Genomic DNA, 5,812 nt, shown 5'->3' with positions numbered 1-5,812 from the left:
CACTTTTTCCTCCTTCCTCTTAATTTCTTAAATAAAAAAGAATTAAGAAGTACATATTTCACTAAAACAGTGATTAAGTGTTCTCCTTAATTCTATTACTCCAGCAGCGAGTTTGTATTTTTTATATTGCTTAACTGCAAAGTGTGTAGGCTCTTTCTTTTCCAATGCTTCAAATAGCCTATCAATGGGATTCATGTATGTTTCATCATCTTCCCTGACTTCTGAAGCATCTATCATATCAAGTAGTGTCGCAAAGTTCTTTTCTTCTCTTGGAGCTTCATAGAAGATATATCCGATAAGAGCTGTATAGTAGAGCTTTTCGGCTTTCACCCAAAAATCTTCTCCTGCTTTTTCACCCTCTCCCTTAGTGTTTGCAATAATTGTCTGCACTAATTTGAGGATGTCTTTTTCACTTTTGAGATAGGCAAAGGGATTGTACTTCATACTCTTTTTGAAGTTGATGGTATTTAAGATTTTTATCTCATAGCCATTATCCTCAAGCATCTTCCCACACTCAATGACTATTGTTCCTTTTGGGAAGATTTGTCAAGGACATAAACAAAATTTCTTTGACAAATTTATATCTTCTCTGTTTCTCTCTTGATTAGCTTTAGTATTTTATCCTTGTATGTTTCGCCTGTATCTTGCTTAAAATGTAGGTTTACAGTATATTTTGTCTTCCCAATATCCATTATTAACTGTTTATGTGGTGGTGCTTTTATTTCTCTTTTTTCTTCCTCCATAAATCCTCCTTTCCGATTTTAGACAAAGAAAAAACAGTAAACCTTTTTTTGATTTACTGTTTCGTAAGTTGATATGTTATAGATTGTATTTAGTTGCTTGAGTTAAACAAACTCAATTTTATTTATAGCCATCTTCATCATATCATCGCCTATCTTTGCAAGTAAACGATGAGAGAAACGAATATTGGGACTTTTCATATCATAGTAGCCCAACATATAGCCCTTTGAGGTAATTTTTATTTTCTCCGACCAATTAAGATCTTGTATCGGATTGTTTGTATAGAATAATCCTTCTACATCGCTGATACCCATATTTTTTAGTGTCTTTGACATCATCAGCTTTAAACCGAGCTTACCTACACTATCAAAAATCAAACAACCCCCTACATATCTTTTAGAAAGCTCTAAAACTAAATCTTTCACTTCATTTTTCTTAAAATAATGAAATACCCCTGCCGCAAAGAAAATAACTCCATTTGAACCGTCTACTTCGTTCATCCATGAATAATCTTTTAAATCACAGGCAACATTTTTTTCTCTTTCATAATTTGAAATAAGCTGATTACGAACTTCTATAACATCGGAGAAATCTACATTGACTACCTTACAACTTCCATTATCACAAGCTTTTCCTGTTTCGTCTAAGCCGCAGCCAAGATTTACAACAGTTGCCTTTGGATAAGTCTTTAGATATTCTTTGATTTCCCACATAATATCTAACTGACGCATTGCTGCTTCAAGTGATCCAAACTCATATAAAAACGAATTATTTTTTCTCTCTAATTCTGAAAAATCATAATCCAAACTATCGCATAAATTCTTTGCGAAAATGTCTGTATAAAGTTCAGGAAATTTTTCAGAACACATTTTTCTACCATATAGTGGCACAAGCAATGTTTCCTGAACAGTATTCTTTTCTATCTTTACTTTTTGTATTTCAATGCACCTCCTTAAGTTAATTTGAATTTTGTTTCACTCTATATTTATAATATTATACCATTTTTCAGCTCAGTTTTATAGACCTAACTCATTCTTCTTGACCTGTGTTAGTTCTCTGTTTCCTTGTAGTAATTTCTCTATGCAGCTCCTAACACTCTCGGCTTGTTCAACATCTTTTCGCATATCTAAGATTTGAGAATATAGGCTATTTTTCTCTTTCTTCAAAGTGGTAACTTCTGATTTCCATTTTGATATAGCTAAGGTCTTGCTTTCTCCTAAATGTTCTTTTAGATATTTTCTTGCACTCTCAAATAAAATAAGTTCTGCGGTATGCTCATTATAAAAATCTTCCTGTTTACTTTTCTTTAATTTGGTATAGGCTTTGGAGGTGTCTTTATGTTTCAAATATTTCTCGGATTGGTCGATAAGCTCTACTTTGTCATTGATTTTCTTTTCGGTATCTTTTATTGCTCTTGTGGTCTTATAATTTTTATCTCTTAATGCTGATATATTTTCTTTCAATTCAGATATTGATGTAATATTTTTATCTTTAAGAAATTGATAGCTTTCAATATATTTTTCTAAGTCTACATTATGGTTATCTGCATTGTTACGGATAAGATTTTCAAAAACGGATAGTAGATTTTCTTTTGGTGGTAGGGTGGATTTTATATTTCCAGTATCTGCTTTTTCTTCTTTGCCTATTCCCCTTATCCAATTTAGTAAGGCTTTTATTCTTCTTGTGATTTCTCTCAAAATCGCATTTTGGTGTTTGATTTCTCGGTTGATATTTCCTCTATCTGTGGCTATGCCTTTCCTCTCCATTTGGGTTGCTGATACTCCTAAATGAATGGTCGGTATTTGTTCTATACCTTGCCTTTGATAAGAACGATGGTCTACTTTTTCCTGTATGCTATTTTCTTTCAAATATTTGTTTGTGATGTCTGCCCATGATTTTCTCCATTCTTCTGCTTTGTCTTGTTCATTCCAATCTACTGTATCTATTTTTTTTGTTTTGTAATTGCCGTTTTTGAGTTTTATCTTTTCTCCATTTTCATCAAGGATATATTCCTTTTTTGATTTTGCTCCCCATGTTGTATCTTCTTCTAACGGTCGCATTGTTAGTAGGATATGTGCGTGTGGGTTTCCGTCATTTTTATCGTGTAAGGCAATGTCGGCACACATACCAACATTTACAAAATTATCTTTTACATACTCCCTGACAAGTTCAATCTGTTTTTCTCGATTTAGCTCTTTAGGTAAAGCAATTTCTATTTCTCTTGCAAGTTGTGAGTTTTTACTTTTTTCTATTTTCTCGACACTGTTCCATAAGACAGAACGGTTTGAAAATTCCTGTGGTGCATTTTGTGGTAGTAGGATTTCTGTATGTGCGATTCCGCTCTTTCTTGTAAAGTCATGGACTATGCCGTCATACTCATTTTTTATCGTTTCGCCACTACGATAGGCGGAAGCTGCTACTGCACTTTTGCCTTTGCCTCTTGAGATAATTTTGATACTAAGATGATAGATTGCCATAAGTAAAACCTCCTCTCTTTTTCTGATATGGATATGGTGGCGATGATAAAGACTTACTAAAAAAAATCGGATTGCTTTTTATCCGATTTCTTTTGGGAAGTACACAAGGGGTAGGAAATTTATTTCCGTAGGGGAGTGTAGCTCCCCTGTATCAGCGTTAGCTGATATGCTCTCTGCAAGAGCCTTCGGAGAACGCACACACCCTTTAGGGTGTATAAGTGCGCCCTTGTCAACAAGGGACTATTTCTCTATCTCTGTTTCTTCCTCTTGTATTTCTGTAATTTTGTTTTCGCTTTGTTCTCGCTTCTCTATGATTTTTAAGATTTTTTGATTGATTGCTTCTTTGATAGTTGAAAATGAGATTAGTTGATAGAATTCATCTTTTGTAAAATCCTTGCTTTCGGTAAAGATACTTTCAAAGACTGCTCCTTTTTCATAAAGCCTTTTATCTCTCTTTTTTCTTTCTTCCTGTTTCTGCTGACTGATGAGCTTTTTTCTTTTGTTTTGTAACTGCTTAATTTCTTCTTCTGCCATTAAAATTTTTTCATCTATATTTTTCATTTTCTGTTTTCCTTTCTTCGTAATTTTGAGCAAAGAAAAAACAGTAAACCATTCTTTTTGTTTACTGTTTCGTAAGTTGATATATTATTACTTGTATTTAATTATTTTACTTCGACAAACTGAGATTTATAGTACTATCTTCTTCCATTTTCTGATTTTTGTTCTAAAAGATCCAAAAGGTGCAACCGTATTTACATGAATAAACTTATATACCTCCCATACTGCTATTTTAGTTGCTTCATCAGCCCATTTTTTCATATGCGGTTTAAACAATTCTTCCTCACTTAACGAATCAATCATTGCATAGATAGAATTAATATTTTCATTTAATTTGGATTTCAACTCTTGTAAGGATAAATGAGCGTAAGTATCCGTAAACCACTGATATAATTCACCAAGTTGATTCCATTTAAATTCGTCCGATGGTGTCTTTACTTTAAGTCCCTTTCTTTCATCTTTCTCCCATTTAAGAAGTAAGGTTGTCCATCCCACTTGATAAGCAAGGTTTTCTGCGGGAGTTCTATCAACTTCATCAACTCTCTTATCTTTTAAGGTTTCTGGTATATTATCAAATTCTGAAATATATTTTTTAAATGTTTTATTTATTTCAGTCTTGAGTTCTTCTTTATTTTCGTATGTTCGCAAAAAATCACCTCCACAACTTCTTATTTTTCTCTCTGAATAATTAATAATATTATACCATTTTTAAGCCAGTTTTTCTATCTCCTCTTTCTGTGGCACTTGACAGTTGCCTATAAAGTTAAAATACACATCAACTTGCTGTTTTCTGTCTTTGCCTTTTCTTCCCCCTGTCGCTTCATGAACTACTACTTTTTCTATATACTCATTTATCATTGGTACTGTCAGTTCTTCAATATCGGTATATTTCTCTATCATTTTTAGGAATTTATCGGTTTCAACTTTTCTCTGATGATAGCTTTCTATTTCCTCTTCAAAATACTGTATTTGCTTTTCTAAGTCTTGTTGCTCTGTATCATAGATATTAAATAATCTATCAAAGTGTTTTACAGGAATTTTTCCAAGTGCGTGGTCTTCATACAGCTTTGTAATTAGTGTTGTTAATTCTGCATTTCTTGATGACAGTTTTTCTAACTTTTCTTTATCTCCTTGATACTTTTCTTCTCTTTTTTCGTCGGATAACTTGTTCATCACTTTTAGAAATTCTTGCTTTTCTTCTTTTGCAAAGTCTGTGATTTCTTTGATTGATTTTAAGAGAATTTCATTCACTGTTTTTACTTTGATGTAGTGCATACTGCAAGTGCCTTTTCTGTGTCTATAATGTTGACATACAAAAGAGTAATCACTATCATATTTCTTTTCTTTGTGTTCTGCCGGCTCTCTGTAACTTAACTTTCCTCCACAATCTGAACAGATTAAAAGTCCTGTAAAGGGGTGTGATGTTGTTCCATACTTTGGACTTCTTCTCACTGTTTTTCTTAACCTTTGTGCGTTATTCCATGTTTCTTCATCAATGATTGCTTCATGGGTGTTTTTGAAGATAATGAGTTCATCTTCTTTCGCCTTTCTTCGTTTTTTGGTTTTGTAATCAAGGCATATTGTTTTACCAAGTACGGTGTGTCCCATATATTCTTGCTTTTCTAAGATATAGCCTACTGTGGTCGGTGTCCAAAAATACGGGTCTTCTATTCCTCTTTTCTTGGAGCTATGATTATTTTCGGGATAATGTATTTCTGCATAGGCTGATGGGATAAGGACTTTATCTTTGGTTAGTATATCTGCTATCTGTGTTACTCCATATCCCTCTATTACAAGTCTGTAAATGCGTTTTACGACCTTTGAACTCTCTTTATCGACAAGTAGCTCCTGTTTGTTCTTAGGGTTTCTATAATAGCCGTATGGTACGCTTGGTGATACTCTTTTACCCTCTTCCATTCTTGCTCTGAAGATGGATTGTATTTTTCTTGATGTATCTCTTGCATACCATTCGTTCATGATATTTAGAAATGGGGTAAAGTCGCTTTCTGCTTGTTTCTCACTATCTATTCCGTTAT

At 33.3% G+C, this 5,812-nt stretch carries 6 protein-coding genes and 1 pseudogene; all 7 read right to left on the bottom strand.

Going from position 1 to position 5,812, the window contains the following annotated elements:
- Positions 1-99 precede the first annotated feature (99 nt).
- Positions 100-537 (bottom strand): annotated as a pseudogene (locus tag HMPREF1639_RS07445) (type IV secretory system conjugative DNA transfer family protein); the annotation flags it as partial.
- Positions 538-578: 41 nt separating this feature from the next.
- Complete coding sequence (locus tag HMPREF1639_RS07440) at positions 579-743, bottom strand: transposon-encoded TnpW family protein (RefSeq protein ID WP_019728250.1); 165 nt, start codon at positions 741-743, stop codon at positions 579-581.
- Between the two features lie 102 nt (positions 744-845).
- A complete protein-coding gene (locus HMPREF1639_RS07435; RefSeq protein WP_198021078.1) occupies positions 846-1,631 on the bottom strand; it encodes a class I SAM-dependent methyltransferase in 786 nt (261 codons plus the stop codon).
- A gap of 126 nt (positions 1,632-1,757) precedes the next feature.
- Entirely contained in the window at positions 1,758-3,218 is a 1,461-nt protein-coding gene (mobQ, locus tag HMPREF1639_RS07430) for a MobQ family relaxase (RefSeq protein ID WP_036765029.1), read from the bottom strand.
- 240 nt (positions 3,219-3,458) lie between these two features.
- Positions 3,459-3,779 (bottom strand): DUF3847 domain-containing protein, encoded by a 321-nt coding sequence (locus HMPREF1639_RS07425; RefSeq protein ID WP_005761264.1) that lies wholly within the window; start codon positions 3,777-3,779, stop codon positions 3,459-3,461.
- A gap of 126 nt (positions 3,780-3,905) precedes the next feature.
- Positions 3,906-4,424, bottom strand: a complete 519-nt coding sequence (locus HMPREF1639_RS07420) for a ClbS/DfsB family four-helix bundle protein (protein ID WP_005761288.1) — start codon at positions 4,422-4,424, stop codon at positions 3,906-3,908.
- A 60-nt stretch (positions 4,425-4,484) separates the two neighbouring features.
- The coding region (locus HMPREF1639_RS07415) for a DUF4368 domain-containing protein (RefSeq protein WP_036765034.1) at positions 4,485-5,812 on the bottom strand (1,328 nt) is incomplete at its 5' end.

The organism is Peptostreptococcus sp. MV1 (assembly GCF_000758885.1).
Lineage (GTDB): Bacteria > Bacillota > Clostridia > Peptostreptococcales > Peptostreptococcaceae > Peptostreptococcus.
Note: the sequence above shows the minus strand (reverse complement) of the source record. Positions and strands in the feature narration are given on the sequence as shown.

Bases quoted from the DNA above. Each gene is read 5' to 3' on its own strand.
- HMPREF1639_RS07440 (WP_019728250.1), bottom strand. From the start codon at position 743: ATGGAGGAAGAAAAAAGAGAAATAAAAGCACCACCACATAAACAGTTA.
- mobQ (WP_036765029.1), bottom strand. From the start codon at position 3,218: ATGGCAATCTATCATCTTAGTATCAAAATTATCTCAAGAGGCAAAGGC.
- HMPREF1639_RS07425 (WP_005761264.1), bottom strand. From the start codon at position 3,779: ATGAAAAATATAGATGAAAAAATTTTAATGGCAGAAGAAGAAATTAAG.